General features: G+C 68.9%; 20 protein-coding genes. 4 read left to right on the top strand and 16 right to left on the bottom strand.

Translation table 11 applies throughout. The features are described from left to right. Window positions 1–6: 6 nt before the first annotated feature. The 9 genes from rplS to BAY61_RS07000 all read right to left on the bottom strand — a co-directional run bounded on the left by rplS (window position 7) and on the right by BAY61_RS07000 (window position 6839). Window positions 7–366, bottom strand: coding sequence for a 50S ribosomal protein L19 (gene rplS, locus BAY61_RS07040; RefSeq protein ID WP_091800831.1), 360 nt, complete (start codon window positions 364–366; stop codon window positions 7–9). A 130-nt stretch (window positions 367–496) separates the two neighbouring features. After that, complete coding sequence (trmD, locus tag BAY61_RS07035; protein ID WP_091800069.1) at window positions 497–1246, bottom strand: tRNA (guanosine(37)-N1)-methyltransferase TrmD; 750 nt, start codon at window positions 1244–1246, stop codon at window positions 497–499. Window positions 1247–1248: 2 nt separating this feature from the next. After that, a complete protein-coding gene (gene rimM, locus BAY61_RS07030; RefSeq protein ID WP_091800067.1) occupies window positions 1249–1758 on the bottom strand; it encodes a ribosome maturation factor RimM in 510 nt (169 codons plus the stop codon). A gap of 9 nt (window positions 1759–1767) precedes the next feature. Next, window positions 1768–2007, bottom strand: a complete 240-nt coding sequence (locus tag BAY61_RS07025) for an RNA-binding protein (RefSeq protein ID WP_091800064.1) — start codon at window positions 2005–2007, stop codon at window positions 1768–1770. Continuing rightward, window positions 2004–2468: a 30S ribosomal protein S16 gene (rpsP, locus tag BAY61_RS07020; RefSeq protein ID WP_091800061.1), complete on the bottom strand. Its 465-nt coding sequence runs from the start codon at window positions 2466–2468 to the stop codon at window positions 2004–2006. The genes BAY61_RS07025 and rpsP overlap by 4 nt, the downstream gene beginning before the upstream one ends. A 328-nt stretch (window positions 2469–2796) precedes the next feature. Continuing rightward, on the bottom strand, window positions 2797–4362 hold the full coding sequence (locus tag BAY61_RS07015; RefSeq protein WP_091800058.1) for a tripartite tricarboxylate transporter permease: 1566 nt from the start codon (window positions 4360–4362) through the stop codon (window positions 2797–2799). Window positions 4363–4372: 10 nt separating this feature from the next. Next, a complete protein-coding gene (locus tag BAY61_RS07010) occupies window positions 4373–4852 on the bottom strand; it encodes a tripartite tricarboxylate transporter TctB family protein (RefSeq protein ID WP_091800055.1) in 480 nt (159 codons plus the stop codon). A 7-nt stretch (window positions 4853–4859) separates the two neighbouring features. Beyond that, on the bottom strand, window positions 4860–5879 hold the full coding sequence (locus BAY61_RS07005) for a Bug family tripartite tricarboxylate transporter substrate binding protein (protein WP_091800052.1): 1020 nt from the start codon (window positions 5877–5879) through the stop codon (window positions 4860–4862). Between the two features lie 18 nt (window positions 5880–5897). Next, the gene (locus tag BAY61_RS07000) at window positions 5898–6839 is read right to left on the bottom strand and encodes a 5-dehydro-4-deoxyglucarate dehydratase (protein ID WP_211323456.1); all 942 of its coding nucleotides are present in this window, start codon (window positions 6837–6839) and stop codon (window positions 5898–5900) included. A gap of 69 nt (window positions 6840–6908) precedes the next feature. On the opposite strand from BAY61_RS07000, the gene BAY61_RS06995 reads away from it, so the two are divergent. From BAY61_RS06995 to BAY61_RS06980, 4 genes are read left to right on the top strand one after another with little or no spacing between them, the layout of a single operon-like run. After that, on the top strand, window positions 6909–7718 hold the full coding sequence (locus BAY61_RS06995; protein WP_091800046.1) for an IclR family transcriptional regulator: 810 nt from the start codon (window positions 6909–6911) through the stop codon (window positions 7716–7718). A gap of 11 nt (window positions 7719–7729) precedes the next feature. Continuing rightward, window positions 7730–8506 (top strand): sulfite exporter TauE/SafE family protein, encoded by a 777-nt coding sequence (locus BAY61_RS06990; RefSeq protein WP_091800043.1) that lies wholly within the window; start codon window positions 7730–7732, stop codon window positions 8504–8506. A gap of 39 nt (window positions 8507–8545) precedes the next feature. Then, window positions 8546–9667, top strand: a complete 1122-nt coding sequence (locus BAY61_RS06985) for an L-talarate/galactarate dehydratase (RefSeq protein ID WP_091800040.1) — start codon at window positions 8546–8548, stop codon at window positions 9665–9667. Next, a complete protein-coding gene (locus BAY61_RS06980; RefSeq protein ID WP_091800037.1) occupies window positions 9668–10357 on the top strand; it encodes a FadR/GntR family transcriptional regulator in 690 nt (229 codons plus the stop codon). It abuts the gene before it with no gap. Window positions 10358–10381: 24 nt separating this feature from the next. On the opposite strand, the gene BAY61_RS06975 is transcribed toward BAY61_RS06980, so the two are convergent. The 7 genes from BAY61_RS06975 to BAY61_RS06945 all read right to left on the bottom strand — a co-directional run bounded on the left by BAY61_RS06975 (window position 10382) and on the right by BAY61_RS06945 (window position 19001). Then, window positions 10382–11200 (bottom strand): CPBP family intramembrane glutamic endopeptidase, encoded by an 819-nt coding sequence (locus tag BAY61_RS06975; RefSeq protein ID WP_176879604.1) that lies wholly within the window; start codon window positions 11198–11200, stop codon window positions 10382–10384. A gap of 57 nt (window positions 11201–11257) precedes the next feature. Then, window positions 11258–12031: a CPBP family intramembrane glutamic endopeptidase gene (locus BAY61_RS06970; RefSeq protein WP_091800034.1), complete on the bottom strand. Its 774-nt coding sequence runs from the start codon at window positions 12029–12031 to the stop codon at window positions 11258–11260. A gap of 256 nt (window positions 12032–12287) precedes the next feature. After that, on the bottom strand, window positions 12288–13385 hold the full coding sequence (locus tag BAY61_RS06965; RefSeq protein ID WP_091800031.1) for an amidohydrolase family protein: 1098 nt from the start codon (window positions 13383–13385) through the stop codon (window positions 12288–12290). Between the two features lie 3 nt (window positions 13386–13388). Further along, window positions 13389–14939 carry a signal recognition particle protein gene (gene ffh / locus BAY61_RS06960; RefSeq protein ID WP_091800028.1) on the bottom strand — a complete coding sequence of 517 codons (1551 nt, stop codon included), beginning with the start codon at window positions 14937–14939 and terminating at the stop codon, window positions 13389–13391. A 373-nt stretch (window positions 14940–15312) separates the two neighbouring features. After that, a complete protein-coding gene (gene ku / locus BAY61_RS06955) occupies window positions 15313–16227 on the bottom strand; it encodes a non-homologous end joining protein Ku (protein ID WP_091800025.1) in 915 nt (304 codons plus the stop codon). A gap of 38 nt (window positions 16228–16265) precedes the next feature. Next, complete coding sequence (locus tag BAY61_RS06950) at window positions 16266–16625, bottom strand: hypothetical protein (protein WP_091800022.1); 360 nt, start codon at window positions 16623–16625, stop codon at window positions 16266–16268. A 57-nt stretch (window positions 16626–16682) separates the two neighbouring features. Beyond that, on the bottom strand, window positions 16683–19001 hold the full coding sequence (locus BAY61_RS06945) for a [protein-PII] uridylyltransferase (RefSeq protein ID WP_091800018.1): 2319 nt from the start codon (window positions 18999–19001) through the stop codon (window positions 16683–16685).

Here is a 19001-nt window from a genome sequence, read left to right as displayed (position 1 = left end):
GATTACTCAGGAGGCAGAGGGGGCTTCGCGGCGTTCCTTGATCTTGGCGGCCTTGCCGCGCAGTTCGCGCAGGTAGTAGAGCTTCGCCCGGCGAACGTCACCGCGCTTCTCGACCTCGATCTTGGCGATGTTGGGCGAGTGGATGGGGAACGTCCGCTCCACACCTACCCCGAAAGAGACCTTGCGGACCGTGAAGGTCTCGCGAATGCCGCCGTTCTGCCTGCGGATGACGACGCCCTGGAAGACCTGGTTACGCTCGCGGTTGCCCTCGATAACTCGGACATGCACCTTCAGCGTGTCGCCGGGGCGGAAGTGCGGGATGTCGGAACGCAGCGACTGCGCGTCCAATGCGTCCAGGGTGTTCATCGGTGATCCGTCCTCGTCTTGATGCGGCTTCGGCATTCCTGCGGGCGCGCGTCTTCCTGACAGGCGGCCCGGGAGTTTAGGCGGCATGCGATCACGCCATCCGGTCAAGTATTACAGACGTCGTCGACGTCTATGCACCGGGCTCCCCGCGAAGCCGGTCGAGCACGGCTCGATCGTGCTTGTCCAGGTGCTCCTCCGGCAGCCTTTCCAGCAGGTCCGGCCTGCGATCGAAGGTTCTGGCCAGTGCCTGATCACGGCGCCACCTTTCGATCAGCGCGTGGTTGCCAGATCTCAGTACGTCGGGCACCGCCCGTTCCCGCCACACCTCTGGCCTGGTGTAGGAGGGCCCTTCGAGCAAGCCGTCGGAGAACGAGTCCTGCTCGGCCGACACCGGGTTGCCGAGCACCCCGGGCAACAGCCTGACGACGGCTTCGACCATCACCAGCACGGCCGCCTCGCCACCGACCAGCACGTAGTCGCCGATGGAGATCTCGTCGACCGGCATGCGTTCCGCCGCGTCGTCGACGACCCGCTGGTCGATGCCCTCGTAGCGACCACAGGCGAACACCAGGTGCTGCTCCGCCGCGTAGGCGTGCGCGAGCTGCTGGGTGAACGGTTTACCGGCCGGTGTCGGTACGACGAGCCGGGTGTCCTCACCACACACTTCGTCGAGCGCGGGACCCCACACCTGCGGTTTCATGACCATGCCCGGTCCGCCACCGTAGGGGGAGTCGTCAACGGCGCGATGCACGTCGTGGGTCCAGTCGCGCAGGTCGTGAACGCCGATGTCGATGAGGCCGCGCTCGATGGCTCTTCCGAGCAGCGCGGCACGCAACGGCTGAAGATACTCGGGAAAGATGGTGACGACATCGATACGCATGGTCAGTCCAGCAGGCCCTCGGGAGGGTCGATGACGACCTTGCCTGCCGTGACGTCGACCTCGGGAACGATGGCCTTCACGAAGGGGACGAGCGCCTCTCCGCCTTCGCGGTCGATCGCGAGGAGTTCGCCGCCTGGCGAATGGACGATCTCCCGCACCGTTCCGACGAGGGTGCCGTCGGCCAGTTCGGCCCGCAGGCCCTCCAGCTCGTGGTCGTAGAACTCGTCGGGATCCTCGATCGGAGGCAGATCACCGGTGTCGCCGAGCAGGATCACGCCCCGCAGTTCCTCGGCGATGGTGCGATCGGGCACCTCGGCGAACCGCATGAGCAGCCGCCCGCTGTGCCAGCGGGCGGCTGCCACGGTGAGCCGGGTCGTATCGCCGTTGCGGGCTTGCCCTGTCAGCACCGTTCCCACGATGAACCGCTCGTCCGGCGAGTCGGTGCGGACATCGACGGCAAGCTCACCGCGAATGCCGTGAGGTTTCGCGATCCGGCCAACGGCGACCTGCACGCGAGCGCCTCAGCGGTCGGTGTCGATGACGTCGACGCGAACGCCCCTGCCGCCGATGGAGCCCATCACGGTGCGCAGGGCGGTTGCCGTGCGCCCGCCGCGCCCGATGACCTTGCCGAGGTCATCGGGGTGGACGTGCACCTCAAGGGTGCGTCCGCGGCGGGTGGTGATCAGCTCGACCCTGACGTCGTCAGGGTTGTCGACGATGCCGCGCACGAGGTGTTCGAGCGAATCGGCGAGGAAGCTCACGCCTCGTCGGCCTTCTTCTCGGTCTCGGCTTCGGCCTTGTCGGCCTTCTCAGCCTTGTCGGCCTCGGCCTTCTTGGGGGCCTTCTTCTTCGGCGTGGTGGCCTCGCCAGCGGGCTCCTCACCGGCAGCGGCCAGCGCCGCGTTGAAGAGGTCCTGCTTTGAGGGCTTGGGCTCGGCGGCCTTCAGAGTGCCCTCGGCGCCGGGGAGGCCCTTGAACTTCTGCCAGTCGCCGGTCACCTCAAGGATGCGCTGCACGGGCTCCGTCGGCTGCGCGCCGACCTTCAGCCAGTGCTGGGCCCGCTCGGAGTCGACCTCGATGAAGCTCGGCTCTTCCTTGGGGTGGTACTTACCGATCGTCTCGATGGCCCTGCCATCGCGGCGGGTACGCGCGTCCGCGACGATGATCCGGTAGTAGGGCGCGCGGATCTTGCCGAGGCGCTGCAGCTTGATCTTGACGGCCACGGGTGTGGGTACTCCTGTCGTTCTCGGTTCTCGGCTCGGGACGCGATCCGAGTGGGGAACCGGATGCGAATGCCCGCAGGTATATGGATGTTCCGGTGCGGTGAGAGGGTCCGACCGGGACACGCAATCGTCTATTTTGCCAGACGGCGGGAATCAGCCTTCCCCGGGGAGCGTGAGTACCCCGTCACCCCTGCGCCCGGCCGCGGGGAACCCGCGGATCGCCGGAGCCCCGACCGAGGTAGTGACGCCGTCGGCCGAGACCCACGGACCGCCGTGAGCCGGGGTGACCACCTCGCGGCTCCACCGCGACGACACCGGCGGGTGTGGCTCAGCCGGTGTGGTCGGCTCGATCGTCGCTGCTGTCCTCGGCTGGGCGCTCGGCAGCCGCGCCATGTTTCTCCTTTCGTCGGTCCGGCTCGCGGTTACGGAGCGCTCGCCAGCCGGAGAAGGCGATGAGCAGCACGATCAGCCCGAGCAGCGACGCCGCGATGGGCTGGGTGAGGAATCCGGACAGCTCACCGTCGAACGTGCGCATCGACCGGCGGAACGCCGACTCGAGAATCCCGCCGAGCACGAACGCGAGCACGAGCGGTCCCGGTTCGAATCCGGTCTTCTTCATCAGGTACCCGAGCACGCCGAGCCCGATGACGAGGAACATGTCGAAGACGTTCATGCGCACCGTGTAGACGCCGATCATCGTGATCAGGATCGTCAGCGGCGCGAGGATCGCCGGCCTTACGCGCAGGATGCGGACGAAGAGGCCGATCAGCGGCAGGCTCATCGCCAGCAACAACAGGTTCCCGATGTACATCGAGTTGACGACGCCCCAGAACAGCTCGGGTTCCTCGTCGACGAGCAGCGGGCCTGGGGTGATGCCCTGCAACAGCAGCGCGCCGAACATGATCGCCATCGTCGCGTTGGCTGGAATACCGAGTGAGAGCAACGGAATGAACGACGAGGTCGCCGCCGCGTTGTTGGCCGTCTCCGGTCCCGCGACGCCCTCGATGGCACCCTTGCCGAAGCGCTCCGGTTTCTTGGTGGTCCTGCGTTCGACGGCGTAGGCGACCATCGATGACATGGTCGCCCCTCCTCCCGGCAGGATGCCGAGGAGGAAGCCGACGACGGAGCCGCGCGAGATCGCGCCGCGTGATTCGCGCAGGTCCTTGCGCGAGGGGTACACCGACCCGACCGGCGCGGGTGGCGGTGCCTTGTGCCGCAACGATTCCAGGTTGTAAAGGATCTCGCCGACGCCGAACAGGCCCATCGCGACGATGACGAAGTCGATGCCGTCGAGCAGGCCGTCGCTGCCGAAGGTGAACCGGGCCGTGCCGAGCAGGGGGTCCTGGCCGATGGTGGCCAGCAACAGCCCGAGCGCGGCCATGAGCAGGCTTTTGGCGACCGAACCGGTGCCGAGCGTGGTGACGAGCAGGATGCCGAGCAGCGCGAGCATCGTGTACTCGGCGGGCCCGAAGTCCAGCGCGAACCCGGCGACGAGCGGCGCGACGAACGTCAGCACCACGATGGAGATCGTGCCGCCGATGAAGGAGCCGATGGCTGCGATGCCCAGCGCGGCACCGGCTCTGCCCTGCTTGGCCATCTCGTGGCCGTCGATGGCGGTGACGACGCTCGACGCCTCCCCCGGCAGCCTGAGCAGCACCGAGGTGATGGTGCCGCCGTACTGGGCTCCGTAGAAGATTCCGGCGAGCATGATGATCGCCGAGGTCGGCTCGATGTTGTAGGTGACCGGAAGCAGGATGGCGATGGTGGCGGCGGGGCCGAGGCCGGGCAGTACGCCGACCAGCATGCCCAGCGTGACGCCGAGCAGGCAGTACAGCAGGTTCTCCGACTGGAACACCACGCCGAAACCGGCGAGCACCGGCGAGAAGAAGTCCATGTGCGGCCTCTCAGAAGTGCACGATGTGCGGCAGCGGCACTTCGAGCCCCGTGATGAAGAGCAGGTAGATCGCGGCGCTGGCCACGACCGACACGACGACCGTGACGAGCCAGGACTCCCTGCCGAGGACCTTGAGCCACAGCACGAGCAGCGCGATGGTGGGGATCTCGAAGCCGACCTGCTCGAACAGTGCCGCGTAGCCCAGCAGCGACAACACGCCGACGACGACGATCACCGAGTCCCGGTTGAACCGTTCCTCTGCACCGGTCGGACTGGATTTGATCACCAGCACGGCGGCGACGACCACCATCGCGACGCTGACCACGAGCGGCCACAGTCCGGGGCCGGGATCGGAGAGGTCGCCGAGGCCCAGTCGCCACGCCGCGATCGCGGCGAGCACTCCGGCGACGAGCGGCACCGTGGCGGCGATGACGTTCTGCCGCCGCGCGTACCGGGCATCCGGCGACTTCGGCGACTTCACCGTGCTCATCGGCTTCTCACTGTCCCGCGAGGTCGATGCCGAGGTCTTCGGTCAGTCGCGCGAACCGTTCACCGCTCTCGCGCAACTGGTCGTCGACCCGCGAACCGTCGACCTCCCAGCGGTTGATGTAGCTCCTCGTCAGCACCTCGCCGTACTCGGGAGAGGCCACGGCCTTGTCGATGGCTTTGGCGAGGGTGTCGCGGACGTCGTCGGGCAGCCCCGCCGGCGCGGCGACGAAGCGCCGCTGGTCGACCACGATGTCGTGACCGGCTTCCCTTGCCGTCGGCACGTCGGGCATCGCGTCAAGCCGTTCCTCGGAGAACACGACGAGCGGGCGCAGCGCTCCGGCCCTGACCTGTTCGACGGCTTCGGCGATCTGGATGGCTCCGACGTCGACCTTTCCGCCGAGTACCGCCGTGGTGAGCGGGCCGCCGCCGTCGAAGGGAACGGCCGCGGCGTCGACCTTCGCCGTGCCGAACAGCAACGCCTGCGCGAGCTGGCTTCCCGTACCCGCCCCCGTCGTGCCGTAGGCGACGCGATCGCGGGCGAGCACGCCGTCGAGGTCGGCTATGTCCGAGGACGCCGAGGTGACCAGTACGTAGTCCTCGACGGCGAGTCCCTTGACGAAGGTCATGTCGTCCAGCTGGATGGCGTCGGGGTCGTCGAGCACGAGCGGGCCGATCGAGAACAGCGACTGGGGCATGACCGCGATCCGGTAGCCGTCGGGGGAGGAACCGAACACGTCCTTGCCCGCGATCTTTCCGTTGGCTCCCGGTTTGTTGACCACGATCGTCTTGACCCCGAGTGGTTCTTCGATGCTCTTGGCGAGTGCCCTCGTGATGAGGTCGGTGCTGCCGCCCGGCTCGGTGGGAACCGTGAACTCGACGGTGCGGCCGGGATAGCCGGATCCACCGTCACCCGAGCCGCCGCCGTTCGAGCCACCTTCGACGGAACAGGCGGTCACGGCGAGCGCCGCTCCCGCGAGTAACGCGCCGAACCGGATACCTCGTGCGCGGGGTTTCGACAGAATCCTCATTGATTCCTCCACAAGGGGTTAACGGGTCGCGCCCACGAGGGCCAGACCTCGGGTCAGCAGGGCGTCGAGCTCGGCGAGATGAGCAGGAGGCAGGTCGGAAAGCGGCGCGCGGACGGGACCGACGCTCGCGCCCCTGAGCCTGGCAGCGGCCTTGACCAGCGAGACGGCGTAGCCGACGCCTTTGTCGCGCAGTTCGACGAGCGGGACGTAGAACGCGGCGAGCAGTTCGTCGACCCTCGCCTCGTCGCCGTCGTGCAGTGCGCGGAAGAACGCCTTGGAGATCTCGGGCGCGAAGGCGTGCACGGCCGAGGAGTACGCGGGCACCCCGATGCCCCGGTAGGCGCGGGCCTGCATCTCAGCCGTGGCGGCGCCGTTGAAGAACAGCCATTCCTCCGGCGCGGCCAGCCGAAGGCGCTGGAGCTGGTCGAGATCGCTGTGCCCGTCCTTGACGCCGATGACGTTCGGGATCCCGGCGAGACCGGCGACGCTCGCGACGGAGATCTTGACCTGCGCTCGTTGGTAGACGATGAGCGGGAGGCTCGTCCTCGCCGCGATGGCCTTGACGTGCTCGACGAGCCCGGCTTGCGGGGTCTCGACGAGGTAGGGCGGCATGAGCAGGATCGCGTCGGCTCCGGCGCGGCCCGCCGCCGCGATGAAGCGGCTCGCCTGTGCCCAGCCGTATCCGGCTCCGGCGACGACCGGCAGCCCGCCGGATTCCTCGACGGCGATGCCGACCAGCGTTTCGTACTCGTCCTCGGCGAGCGAGAAAAACTCGCCGGTGCCGCAGCAGGCGAAGAGCGCGCCGGGGCTCGCGGCGACCTGCGCACGTATGTGGGTCCGGAACGCCTCGCGATCGAGTGCGCCCTCGGCGTCGAACGCGGTCAGCGGGAACGACAACACCGCATCGGCCATCCCGGCCCGCAGCCGCCCGACAACGTCTCCCAGATACGTAGCAGACAAGTTGTCTCCATATGTAGACGCTTGTTATGTGCGGAGCAGTTTGGACCGCAGCTTGGTAGGCTGTCAACCGTGGAAAGTGACCGAGCGACCGGCGTACGTGGCGTGAAATCCGCCGCGAGGACCGTGGACCTGCTGGAACTGCTGGCGTCCCGGCAGAACAGGCCGGCGAGACTACGTGAACTCAGCGACGCGCTCGGCGCCCCTCGCAGCAGCGTCTACGCGCTGATCAGGACGCTCGTCGAGCGCGGCTGGGTGCGCGTCGACATCACGGGCACCCAGTACAGCATCGGCATCAGGGCGCTGCTCGCCGGAACGACCTATCTCGACACCGACCCCTACCTGCGCATCGTGCAGCCCCTCATCACCGATCTCAGCGCGGAACTGGACGAGACCATCCACTATGGACGGCTCGATCGCGGCGACATCGTCTACCTGGCGACCCGGGAATCGAGCAAGTACATCCGGCCCTTCTCCCGGGTGGGAAGGCAACTTCCCGCGTTCAGCACCTCGATGGGCAAGTCACTGCTCGCCGAACGGCTCGACGGCGGAATCGACGAGCACGTTCCCGCCGACGTCACGCCGCTGACGCCCAACACGATCGTCGATCACGACGCGCTGCTGGCCGACCTGGAAAAGACGAGGGAACGCGGCTACGCCATCGACGACGAGGAGAATTACGTCGGCGTGCGGTGCTTCGGATTCGCCCTTCGCTACACCAACCCGGCCACGGACGCGATCAGTTGCTCGGTGCCCGTCACCAGCCTCACCGAGGGCCGCCGCGAGGAGATCGTCGCCGCCATGGAGCGCACGAGGGCCACCATCGAACGCATGGCTCCCTTCGATCTCGCGGCCTCGGCCGAGCTGCCTTCCGGGCGCTGAGCCCGCACATCGTGGATCCAGCCTCCGCGGCGCTGCTCGTCGGCGCCGGTATGGCGGCGGGGCTGGCCGGGTCGATGGCGGGCCTCGCGTCGCTGTTCAGCTATCCCGCGCTACTGGCGGCGGGGCTGCCGCCGATCGCGGCCAACGTCACGAACACCGTCGCGATGCTGTCCACGACGGCCGGTGCCGCAGCCAGCTCCCGCAGGGAATTACGCGGCCAGGGCGGGCGGCTCCTGCGGCTCGGCGTCGTGGCCGTACTCGGCGGCTCGACCGGAGCGCTGTTGTTGCTGACGACGCCGTCGGAGACCTTCGAACTGATCGTGCCGTGGCTCATCGCGCTGGGCTCGGCGTTGCTGCTGTTCCGAAACCGCCTTCGCGAGGCAGCCGACGTGCGATCGGCGGCAAGAGCCGCGCGGGGAGCGACCACGCGCCCTGTGCTCCCTTCGCTGTGCGCGGTGCTGTTCGTCGGCGTGTACGGCGGCTACTTCGGCGCGGGCGCGGGGGTACTGATGCTCGCCGTGCTCTCGGTGTCGGTCACCGAACCGCTTCCGGTGACCAACGCCGTGAAGAACGTCGTCACCGGCGCGGCGAACCTGACCGCCTCGGTGGCTTTCGCGTTTCTCGCACCCGTCGACTGGGCCGCGGCCGGGGTTCTCGCGGCCGGTTCCCTGGTCGGCAGCGCCCTCGGTCCGGTGCTCGTTCGCAAGCTGCCGGAACAGCCGCTGCGGATCGGTGTCTCGCTGGCGGGCTTCGGGCTCGCCGCGCACCTGTGGTTCTCGGCGATCTAACCGTTGTATGACAACTAACCCAGTCATACGATCTCTGACATGTCCTCCGATCGCATCACCTCCGTCCGCCTGTCCTCGGTCCTGCTGCCGCTCCCCCGGCCGATCAGCGACGCCAAGGTCTTCACCGGACGACAACGGCCCATGACCGAGGTCGCCCTGCTCTTCGCCGCGATCGGCACCGAGCAGGGCCTCGCCGGACTCGGATTCGGTTACTCGAAGCGAGCGGGCGGACCTGGCCAGTACGCGCACGCCGCCGAGATCGCGCCGGAACTCATCGGCGAGGACCCCAGCGACATCGCGAAACTGTGGACCAAGCTCATGTGGGCCGGTGCCTCCGTCGGCAGGGGCGGCCTCGCCGCGCAGGCCATCGCTCCACTCGACATCGCACTGTGGGACCTCAAGGCGAAGCGGGCCGGGCTTCCGCTCGCCAAGCTGATCGGCGCGCACCGCGACTCGGTGCGCTGCTACGACACCTCTGGCGGGTTCCTGCACGCGCCGGTCGAGGAAGTGCTCACCAACGCGACCGCGTCGCTGGAAAGCGGCATCGGCGGCATCAAGATCAAGGTCGGTCATCCCGACGCGGGGGTCGACCTTGCCAGGGTCACCGCAGTGCGCGAGCACCTCGGCGACGACGTCGCCCTCATGGTCGACGCCAACCAGCAATGGGACCGCACCTCGGCCCGCCGCATGTGCCGCGAACTCGACCGGTTCGGGCTGACCTGGATCGAGGAACCGCTCGACGCGCACGACGCCGAGGGCCACGCCGCGCTCGCCCGCGCTTTCGACACGCCCATCGCCACCGGCGAGATGCTGACCAGCGTCGGCGAGCACAGGGAACTCATCAGGGCGGGCGCCGCCGACGTGCTACAGCCGGACGCGCCGCGCATCGGCGGCATCACGCCGTTCCTGCGCCTTGCCACCCTCGCCGACCTGCACCACCTGAAACTCGCCCCGCACTACGCGATGGAGATCCACCTGCACCTCGCGGCGACCTACCCCAGCGAAGGCTGGGTCGAGCACTTCGACTGGCTCGAACCGTTGTTCAATGAGCGGATGACCATTTCGGACGGCCGCATGCTGGTTCCCGACCGGCCGGGACTCGGCCTGACCACGAGCGACAAGACCGAGGAGTGGACGACGGACAGCATCGAGGTTCGCTGAGTGCCCGGCCGCACCGAGGAGCTGGTGGCTTCGCTGACCGCGCGCATCCGCGAGGGACTGATCCAGCCCGGCGAACGGCTGCCGACCGAGCACGATCTCGTGCGGGAACACGGGGTGAGCAGGACGGTGGTCCGCGAGGCGATCTCGCGGCTACAGGCCGCTGGTCTCGTGCACACGAGGCACGGCAGGGGAAGCTACGTGCTCGCCCAGCCGAGCACGACACCGTTCGACGTCGGCGCCGCGGGAAAGCTGACCGAACAGGGCGCGGTCGAGCTCATCGAGTTCCGGACCGCGATCGAAACCGAGTCCTCGGCACTCGCCGCGCGGCGCCGCAGCGCGGCGCAACTGGCCGGTATCCGGGAAGCGCTCGACACCTTCACAGCCAGCGGGGGAAACCCCGCTGCCGCCGTCGACGCGGATTTCCGGTTCCACCTGCGCATCGCGCTGGCCTCCGGCAACCGCTACCTCAGCGACCTGCTCACCTCGTTCGGGCCATCGCTGATCGTGATGCACCGCGACCGGCTGCCACCGGAGGCCGGACGGTTCGCGCTGGCCGTCACCGAACACGAGAACATCTACGGAGCCATCGAACGTGGTGACGCCGAGGGCGCCCGGGCCGCCGCGAGGGTGCATCTCGGCAACAGCACGGTCCGCATGCGGGAAAGCCTGCGCACAGCCAAGCGCGAATGACCATCCACAGTGGACCTGCCAGTCTCAGTAGCTCACGACGCCGAGCGCGGTCAGCAGGATCGCGAGCGCGGGAAGGAAGTTGTTCACCTGGTGGGCGACGATGCTGCCGAGCAGCCGCCCCGTCACCAGTCTCGCCAGCCCGATCGGTACCGCGATCACCAGCAACAGCGTGGTACGCAACGGTTCGAGGTGGCTGACCGCGAAGATCGCCGTCGAGAGCAGGAACGCGGCGAAGCGGCCCCACTTCTCGCTGCCCCACTCCAGTCGTTCCGCCGCGCCCCACAGCAATCCCCGGTAGATGATCTCCTCGCAGATCGGTCCCAGCAGCCACAGGTAGAGGAACATCGCGACGGCCGCCGACACCGACATGGGCTTGTTCGCCACGAGCGCGCTGATCGCGGACGTCCCGTTCTCCTCGCCGACCGCCTTGGTCCAGACGAACACCCCGACCATGGTGCACACCAGGCCAAGCGCACCGAACTTGAGCCCGACCTTGACATCGGCCCAGCTCCAGGAAAGGCGCAGGTCGATGAACGGGCCGTTGCCGCGCACCTTGGTGATCACCAGCGCGGTGAGTGCCGCGATCACCGTGGGCGCCATCGTGCCGATCAGCACGTCCCGCACCGGCAGCGATTCGGCGGTCTCCCCTCTGCTGATCACGGCGCCGACGAGCGCGGCCGAAGCGAGCAGCACGACCTCGACGAGCAGGAACGCCCCGAATCCCCAGCGATGGGGTGGCGCGGCGGTACCGGATCCGGCGGGTTCCTCGCGGCCATCCCATTGACTTGCCCCCGTGGCTGGATCAATTCCGGACACCGGTTCCCCCGCGTTCGGTGACGTCACGCCGATCCTCCAATGGGTTGGCACCGGGCTGGGAGCTTACTGCGCGCACACGAGCGATCACGTCCCGATGAACAACAGTAGGGCAGGAGGCAGGTTGTTGGTCGCGTGCGCGATGACGCTCGACCCGGTCCGGCCGGTGATCATCCGCGCCGCGCCGATCGCGAGCCCCTGCCCGAACAGCGCGACGATGCGGGTCGGTTCGCCGTGCAACTGGGCGAACACCAGCGAGGTCAGCACGAGAATCACCCACGGAGGGACCCGGTAGTGGGCGAGCCCGTTCCAGAGCGCGCCGCGCACGAGCAGTTCCTCGGCGAGCGGTGCCCCGACGGCCACGATGATCGCGGCGACGACGAGCCAGCCGACCGATGCCGAGATACCGCCGAACATCTCGTTCAGCGGATCGTCGAGCCGCTGAACCCCGTACACCCCGATCAGGGCGAGGTTGATCAGGTAACCGGTGAGCAGCGCGAACCCGCCGCACGCGAGCCCGACCTTGACGTCCCTCGCGGTGGGGAGCAGTCCGAAATCGACCCGTAGTCCCCTCCCCCACAGCCACGAGCCGATCGCGGGCAGCAATCCGAGCAGGATGTTGGGGACGAAAGCCAGCAGGACGAGCGGTCCCAGTCCGGTGAGTTGCAGCGAGTTGAACTTCGCTCCGCCGCCGAGCACGACCGCGGCGAGGACGAGGGAGAGCAGGTAATAGCCGCCGATACCGAGGAAGAAAGTGAGGAGACCCCAGTGTGCTCCGAGTACGAGCCCATCCCGCGCGGCCGGTGAGTGTTCCTCTTCCCGCACCGGACCTCCCGGGTCACCATGGCCACCCCGAACCATTGACGCCGAGTACCCACCCGGTGCCAGGCCGTAACCACCCTCGGGAACTACCTTAGTGTGTCTGAGAATCATCGTGTAAGCGGCGGAGCCGCTTGGAGCGGGCAAGCAACCGGCACCGCAGCGGGTTCTGAGGTGGTTTCTCCGCGAGGACAGCGTCGACGTGGTGTATCGGAATACATGAGAAGACGATCCCGCAGCGAGGAGCCACCTCAGGTTCCGCCACCCGCACCGGAACCCAAGCCACCCCAAACCAACGCTAGTGGCGGGTTGCCGAATCGATCACCTTGCCGCGCAAGATGATATGCAGAGGTTCCCGCAACACGGCCAGGTTCTCTCGCGGATCGTCGGCGAAGACGAGCAGGTCGGCGGGCGCGCCGTGGCTGATCGACTTCTCGGAAAGCCACTCCCTGGCCGCCCAGGACGCGGCGCCGAGCGCCTGCTCGGCCGACATGCCGGCCCTGTGCAGTGCCTCGATCTCGTCGACGATCCTGGCGTGGGCGACCATCCCGCCCGCGTCGGTTCCCGCGTACACGGCGACCCCGGCGTCGACGGCGGCACCGACCACGTCGGTGACGCCCGCGTGCAACGCCCTCATGTGCGCCGCGTACGCGGGGTACCTGCTCGCCTTGTCCGCGATGCCGGGGAAGTTCTCGATGTTGATCAGGGTCGGCACCAGCGCCGTCCCTCGCCGCGCGAGTTCGGCAAGCAAATCCGCCGACAAGCCCGTGCCGTGTTCGAGACAGTCGATCCCCGCGCCGATGAGTCCAGGCAGCGCGTCCTCGCCGAACACGTGCGCGGTGACCCTCGCCCCCGCCTCGTGAGCGACCTCGACCGCCTCGGCCAGCACGTCGTCCGGCCACAACGGCGCGAGATCGCCCTTCGACCTGTCGATCCAGTCGCCGACGATCTTCACCCAGCCGTCGCCATCCGCCGCCTGCTCGGCCACGGCGGCCGGCAACTCACCCGGACCGGCGAGGTCGATTCCCAGACCGGGGACGTAGCGCTTCGGCAGGGCGAGGTGCTGCCCGGCGCGGATGATCCTCGGCAGCCCCGGCCGCTCCTGGAGTGGCCTGATGTCGATCGGCACCCCGCAGTCCCTGATCAGCAGCGTTCCGGCCGCCGCGTCCATCGCCGCCTGGTCCGCCGCCTCTTCGAGGCTCGTCGGACCGGCCACCCCGATGCCGGGATGACAGTGCGCGTCGACCAGCCCGGGAATCACGTACCCGCCACGCAACGGCGTGACCGGCCGGTCGCCGGGCGGTTCGAAGGAGATCCGTCCCTCGGCGATCCAGATGTCGCGCTCACTGCCTTCCGGCAGCACCGTTCCGGTGAGCTGGAATGCCGTCCCCGGCATCCCTCACTTGCCCTTCTTCGGCAACTTCAGTTTCGAGGGATCGAACCCGGGCGGAAGGTCGTTCAGGCCACCGCCGAGCTGGGAAAGGTCGGGCATACCGCCGCCGCCCGCGGCGGGCGGGAAGCCGCCGGGAAGACCGCCGGGGAAGCCGCCGCGCGCCTTCTGCTGGTTCGCGTTGCGGCCCTTGCCCTTCTTGCCCTTCTTGCCCTTGCGGACGTTCTGCTTCTTCGTGGCGCTGCCGCCTCCGAAGCCGAACCGGCCCGCCATCTGCTGCATCATCTTCCTGGCGTCGTAGAACCGGTTGACGAGGTCGTTCACCTCGCGGACGGCGACCCCGGAGCCGCGGGCGATGCGCTGCCTGCGCGAAGCGTTGATCAACTTGGGGTTGGCCCGCTCGTCGGGCGTCATTCCCCTGATGATGGCCTGTAGCCGGTCGAGCTGCTTGTCGTCGACCTGGGAGAGCTGGTCCTTCATCTGACCGGCACCGGGCAGCATGCCGAGCAGGTTGCCGATGGGCCCCATCTTGCGGACGGCGAGCATCTGCTCAAGGAAGTCCTCAAGGGTCAGGTCGCCGGTACCGAGCTTCGCGGCGGCCTGCTCGGCCTTCTCCTGATCGAAAGCCTGCTCGGCCTGCTCGATGAGGGTGAGCATGTCGCCCATGCCGAGGATGCGGCTGGCCATCCGGTCGGGGTGGAAGACGTCGAAGTCCTCCAGCTTCTCCCCGTTCGAGGCGAACAGGATCGGCTCGCCCGTCACCTGCCGCACCGACAGCGCCGCGCCACCACGCGCGTCGCCGTCGAGCTTGGTCAGCACGACGCCGGTGAAGCCGACACCGTCGCGGAACGCCTCGGCCGTCGTCACCGCGTCCTGGCCGATCATGGCGTCGACCACGAACAGCGTCTCGTCCGGCTCGACGGCGTCGCGGATGTCGGCTGCCTGCCGCATCAGTTCCTCGTCGACACCGAGCCTGCCCGCCGTGTCGACGACGACCACGTCGTGCTGCGCGTGCTTGGCCTCTTCGATGCTGCGCTTGGCGACGTCGACGGGGTCGCCGACACCGTTGCCGGGCTCGGGAGCGAAGGTCGCGACACCCGCACGCTCACCGACCACCTGGAGCTGGGTGACGGCGTTGGGCCGCTGGAGGTCACACGCGACGAGCAGCGGCGCGTGCCCCTGCTTCTTGAGCCACGTCGCGAGCTTGCCAGCCAGCGTCGTCTTACCCGAACCCTGGAGACCGGCGAGCATGATCACGGTCGGCGGGTTCTTGGCGAGGTTGAGCCTGCGGGTCTCGCCGCCGAGGATCGCGACGAGCTCCTCGTTGACGATCTTGATGACCTGCTGGGCCGGGTTGAGGGCCTGCGAAACCTCTTCGCCCTTGGCCCGTTCCTTGATGTGGCTGATGAACTCGCGCACAACAGGAAGGGCGACGTCGGCCTCAAGCAGGGCGATGCGGATCTCGCGCGCGGTGGCGTCGATGTCGGCGTCGGAGAGCTTTCCCTTGCCTCGGAGGTTCTGCAGAACCGACGTCAGCCGGTCGGAGAGGGTGTCGAACACGGAAGCACGCTCCAGCGGGTCGCGGTTACTCAGCCGGCGCGCTGGCCGACAACACCCCAGGGTACTGACCGGCGGTCGCCGCCGAATCGACCGGCCCGATCCCACCGGGCCGTCCGACCGGGTCAACTCCCCTGCCCCGGCCGGACGGTGGGTCCCCGGTGGGCCCCATCGGCCCGGCAGCGTTCGCCAGACCCCCAGTACCAGGCGACCGCTGCCGACGGTGCCGATACCGCTGACACCGCCGAGAAGGACCTCTCACCGAGGCGACTCCCAGCCTGCCGGTCCGGGGGCAGGCCGGGGCAGCGTGAAGACACCGGAACCGCGCTAGGTAGATCTACCCACGACCGGCGCTCACGCCGTGCTTCTCACGGGATCAACGATTGGTCCTCGGCGCGGACCTGGCCTGCTCGGCGGCGCGCCGCGCCTGTTCGGCGGCGGTTTCCGCCCGCCGAGCCGCCTCACCGGCCCGCCCGGCCGGCTCAGCCGCGCCCTCGGCCCCCGCCTGATCGGTGTCCGCCCTGTCCTGAGTGCTCTCCTGCAACGCGCGCAGCAACTCGGCGACGCCCTCCTCCTGCACGGTGGCGCTCGGCGTCAGCACCTCACGGCCCTCGATCCTCGCCTCGATCAGCTCGGCGAGCGCGTCGGAGTAGGTGTCGGGGTAGTCGGCCGGATCGAAGCCGAGGGACAGATTCTCGATCATGTTCGCGGCTGCCTTGACCTCCGTCACGCGCAGGTCGACGTCCTCGTGCAGGAAAGGAAAGTCGGGGGTACGGATCTCGCCCGGCCAATGCATCGTGTCGAGCATGACCACCTTGCCGCGCACGCTGAGCGCGCCGAGCGTTTCCCGCTGCCTGATGGTGACCCGCACGACCGCGACCCTGCCCGCCTGCTGCAACGCCTCACCGAGCAGTACGTAGGGCTTGGTCGCGGGAACCTCGGGTTCGAGGTAATAGCTTTTGACGAAATACAAGGGATCGATGTCGCCGGGATCCACGAAGCCCAGTATCTGTATGGAATGCGCGGTCGGCAGCGCGACGTCGGCCAGTTCGGCGAGGTCGGCCTCGGACAGTACGACGACCTCACCGCCCGCCGTGGTGTAGCCCTTGGCGATTTCCTCTTGCGGCACCTCGGCGTCGTCGACCTCGCACACCCGCTTGTACCTGATGCGCCCACCGTCGACGGCGTGCACTTGCGTGAGGCCGCTGCTGTATTCGCCGGTCGCGCTGTACGCCTTGACCGGTATGGCGAAACTGCCGAAACCGATGGTGCCTTTCCACACGGTGCGCATAACCGGAAAGACTAGTCAGCCATCCGGTGGGCAGGTAGCTACAAACGGGTGTCCGGACCTGCGCTTTCTACAACGGAACGCGCCAGTGGACCCGCTTCGGCGAGCGCGTCGGCCGAACAGCCGAACGCGGTGGAAGCCGCTCGGAGTACGTCGACGAGCGCGGTGGTCTCGGCGGAGGGGGCCGCGCTGAGCGCGCCGTGTTCGAAGCCCTGCCCCACCTTGTCGGCGAGACCGGAAAGCGTGCCGGTGAGTCCCTTCGCCGTGGCCACGACGGCGTCGAGCAGCGCGCCGAGATCGGCGGCGTCGACGTTGCGCGCGTTCGCCAGTTCTTCCGCGCAGGCCCGCAAATGCGAAGCCGTCACCGTGACCGGCAGGACAGCGGGTTCCAGCTCCGTCATGGCCGACATCGTGCCATCCCCGCCGCCCTCAGTCCCGCCGCGACACCCCGGCGGTGCTCAGGAAGCCGCCCGCAGCACCGTTTTCTCGACCCGCTGCCGCCAACCTTCGTCGACGGCCCCCTTTTCCGGTGACACGGCGAAGGAGTCGACGACGGAACCGCCGAGCGTGGCGACCTTCGCCCAGCGCACCCGCGCCTCACACTCGCGCAAAGCTCCAGCCACGCGGTACAGCAGGCCGATGCGGTCCAGTGCCCGCAGTTCGAGCACGACGGTGTCCCGGCCGCGCGTCTCGTCGTCGAACCAGAGCACCCTCGGCGGAAAAGGAGGCGTCACGGGCGCGAGGTAGGTCTGTTCCTTCTCGGCCAGCCGCGCGGCGAGCGCGAGCCCGCCGGCCACGGCTCTGGCGAACTGTTCTCGCAGCAGCGCCGGGTCGGGCAGCGAACCGAACCTCGGTGAGGCGGTGAAAACGCCCGACCTTCCGCCGTCGTGGCCGCGCAGCACCGCCGTGTGCACGTCGAGCGAGTTGAGCGCGAGCACCCCGGCCGCCGGTGCGAGCAGGTGCGTTCCGGAGGGGACGGCGAACACCACGGTCGCGAGGTTCCCTGTCGCGGTCACCAGCGCCTGGCCGCGCGAGGAGCGCACCGCGCGGGCCACGAGTTCCCGCTGCCGGTGATCGACCGGCTCCGGTTCGGTGAACGGCTTGCCCCGCATGGTTTCCCCGCACCTGCCGACCAGTTCGGCGACGAGCTTGGCCTTCCACTCGGTCCACACCCCGCGACCCGTCGCGAGCGCGTCGGCCTTCGCCAGCGCGTGCAGCAGCTCAAGCAGCAGCGGTTCGCCGCCGAGCGTCGTGACGACCCGTTCCACGGTCTCCCGCTCGCCGATGTCCCTTCGCGTGGCCGTGTCCGGAAGCAGCAGGTGGTGCCGCACCATTCCCTCGACGATCGCCCTATCCACAGTGGACAGACCGACACGGGTGGCCACCTGTACCGCGATTCTGGCTCCGAACTCGGAATGGTCGGTGTCCCTTCCCTTTCCGATGTCGTGCAGCAGCGCCCCCAGCAGCAGCAGGTCCGGCCTCGCGACGTCGGCGCTGAGCCTCGCCGCCTCGACGCACGTCCGCACGAGGTGCCTGTCGACGGTCCACGCGTGCACCGGTTCCCTCGGCGGCAGATCGCGCACGGCTCCCCACTCGGGGAACAACCGCGCCCACAAACCGGTGCGGTCGAGCGCCTCGACGGCGTCGACGAGCCCTTCGCCCGCGCCGAGCAACGCGGTCAGCGCGGCGCGGGCCGGCTCAGGCCACGGCGATCTTGGCTCCGGCGCCGAATCGGCGAGCGTGCGCAGGGTGCCGTGCGCGATGGGCTTGGTCGCGCGTGCCGAGGCGGCGGCGACCCGCAGCAGCAACGCCGGATCCTTCGCGGGCCTGGCGTCTCTGGCCAGCGCGACCTCCTCGCCATGCAGCACGACCCCGTCGTCGAGCGGGACCCTGCCGGGTCTTCGGCCGAACCGGCCACGCGGCGCTTCGGCGGTCCGCAACGCGACATCCACCGCGTAGGCGACGGCCCTTCCCGCTCCGGACAGCCTGCGGGCGAGCGCGAACCGGTCGCCGAGTTCCAATTCGGCCGCCACCGGGTCCGCCTCCGCGGCGCCGAGCACGTCCCGTTCGCGCCGCGATTCCCTTCGCAACTCCGTGCGCACGTCGAGCAGCAGCTCCCTTGCCGCTCGCAGTTCCTCACCCGGCCGGTCGATGAGCTGGGCCGTCGCGAAGGCATCCAGCAGACCGAGGTCGCGAAGCCCTCCCCTGCCGTGTTTGAGGTCGGGTTCGGCCGACTGGGCCAGTTCACCAGTGCGCCGCCAGCGTTGCCTTGCCGCCTCGGCGATCTCCGGCATCCTGGCGCGCACGGTGCGCCGCCACTGGTCGCGGGCCGCACCCGCGAGCCGCGCGGTCAGCTCCGCGTCGCCCGCGATGTGCCGCGCGTCGAGCAGCCCGATGGCGGTCCGCACGTCGTCCTCGGCGACCTTGAGCGCCTCGCCGGGTGTGCGCACCGCGTGATCCAGCCCCACCTTCTCGTCCCACAGCGGGTACCACAGCGCGTCCGCGATCCGGCCGACGCCGGGCGCTCCGTTGTGCACCAGCACGAGGTCGAGGTCGGAGAACGGGACGAGTTCACGGCGGCCGAGGCCGCCGACGGCGACCAGCGCGACACCGGAACGAGCGGTGCCGACACCGGCCGCCGCGGCGGCCTTGCCGAGCCAGAACTCATAGAGGTCGACCAGCGCCGACCGCAGCGCGGCGGCACCGGCCCTTCCCCTCCGTCCGTTGCGGCCGTCGAGCAGCTTGCCCGCCGCCTCGGCGAGTCCCGCTACCGCCAC

It is taken from the genome of Prauserella marina (genome assembly GCF_002240355.1).
In the GTDB taxonomy this organism is placed as follows: Bacteria; Actinomycetota; Actinomycetes; order Mycobacteriales; family Pseudonocardiaceae; genus Prauserella_A; species Prauserella_A marina.
This window is presented reverse-complemented; position numbering and strand designations above follow the sequence as displayed.

Bases quoted from the DNA above. Each gene is read 5' to 3' on its own strand.
- rplS (WP_091800831.1), bottom strand. From the start codon at position 366: ATGAACACCCTGGACGCATTGGACGCGCAGTCGCTGCGTTCCGACATC.
- trmD (WP_091800069.1), bottom strand. From the start codon at position 1,246: ATGCGTATCGATGTCGTCACCATCTTTCCCGAGTATCTTCAGCCGTTG.
- BAY61_RS07015 (WP_091800058.1), bottom strand. From the start codon at position 4,362: ATGGACTTCTTCTCGCCGGTGCTCGCCGGTTTCGGCGTGGTGTTCCAG.
- BAY61_RS07010 (WP_091800055.1), bottom strand. From the start codon at position 4,852: ATGAGCACGGTGAAGTCGCCGAAGTCGCCGGATGCCCGGTACGCGCGG.
- BAY61_RS07005 (WP_091800052.1), bottom strand. From the start codon at position 5,879: ATGAGGATTCTGTCGAAACCCCGCGCACGAGGTATCCGGTTCGGCGCG.
- BAY61_RS06985 (WP_091800040.1), top strand. From the start codon at position 8,546: ATGTCCTCCGATCGCATCACCTCCGTCCGCCTGTCCTCGGTCCTGCTG.
- BAY61_RS06970 (WP_091800034.1), bottom strand. From the start codon at position 12,031: ATGGTTCGGGGTGGCCATGGTGACCCGGGAGGTCCGGTGCGGGAAGAG.
- BAY61_RS06965 (WP_091800031.1), bottom strand. From the start codon at position 13,385: ATGCCGGGGACGGCATTCCAGCTCACCGGAACGGTGCTGCCGGAAGGC.
- ku (WP_091800025.1), bottom strand. From the start codon at position 16,227: ATGCGCACCGTGTGGAAAGGCACCATCGGTTTCGGCAGTTTCGCCATA.
- BAY61_RS06950 (WP_091800022.1), bottom strand. From the start codon at position 16,625: ATGACGGAGCTGGAACCCGCTGTCCTGCCGGTCACGGTGACGGCTTCG.